Source organism: Alcanivorax sp. HI0083 (genome assembly GCF_001635175.1).
On the sequence record NZ_LWFX01001174.1, the window covers coordinates 1 to 1,042 of the forward strand.

Below are 1,042 nucleotides of genomic sequence, written 5' to 3' on the forward strand. Positions count from 1 at the left end.
CGAAGCCCAGGTGCAATGCCTGTCGGAAATTTTTGAACGGGCCGTGAAGAAACACATCATTGAAGAAGAGATTGCCCTGCCGGATGTGCCCCAGGACGTGCTGGCCAAGTACCCCGGCATTGTCGAAGGCATCGCCGCACTGGAGGAGCAGGGCTTTCCGGTGCTGGTGAAAGATGCGTCCCTGGGCGGGCAATTTCCGGTCATGTGCGTGACACTGATGAACCCGCGCACCGGCGGCGTATTCGCCTCCTTCGGCGCCCACCCCAGCTTCGAAGTGGCCCTGGAGCGCAGCCTCACCGAACTGCTGCAAGGGCGCAGCTTCGAAGGCCTGAACGATGTGCCGCCGCCCACCTTCAATAGTCAGGAAGTCTGCGAGCCCAATAATTTCGTCGAGCATTTCATCGACTCCACCGGGGTAGTGAGCTGGCGTTTCTTCAGTGCCCAGGCCGACGAGGACTTCTGCGAGTGGGATTTTTCCGGCACCACCGAAGAAGAAACCGCCCGCCTGTTCGGCATATTGAAAGACCTGGAGAAGGAAGCCTACGTGGCCGTGTATGAAGAACTGGGCGCACCGGTCTGCCGTATTCTGGTCCCCGATTTTTCCGAGGTGTATCCGGTGGAAGACTTGATCTGGGACAACACCAATATGGCGCTGGATTATCGCGAGGATATTCTCAACCTGCACCGCCTCAGCGATGAGCAGCTGGGGCAACTGGTGGAACGGCTGGAAGAAAGCCAGATCGATAACTACACCGATATCATCACCCTGATCGGTATCGAGTTCGACGAAAACACCGTGTGGGGTCAGCTCACCATTCTCGAATTGAAACTGATGATCTACCTGGCACTACAGCGTCATGACGACGCCCTGGAGCTGGTGGAAATGTTTATTCAGTACAACGACAACACCGTGGAACGGGGCCTGTTCTACCGGGCGGTCAATGCGGTATTGGAAATCACCCTGGATGACGAACTGGAACTGGACGACTACCGTTACAACCTGGGGCGCATGTACGGTGAAGAGACCCTGGCAACAGTCATA

Annotated in this window: 1 protein-coding gene; it reads left to right on the forward strand. The window is 56.7% G+C overall.

Translation table 11 applies throughout. From position 1 onward, the window contains the following. Positions 1–1,042 (forward strand): YcaO-like family protein (locus A3754_RS16795; protein ID WP_197468694.1); only part of this gene is annotated, 1,042 nt, incomplete at both ends.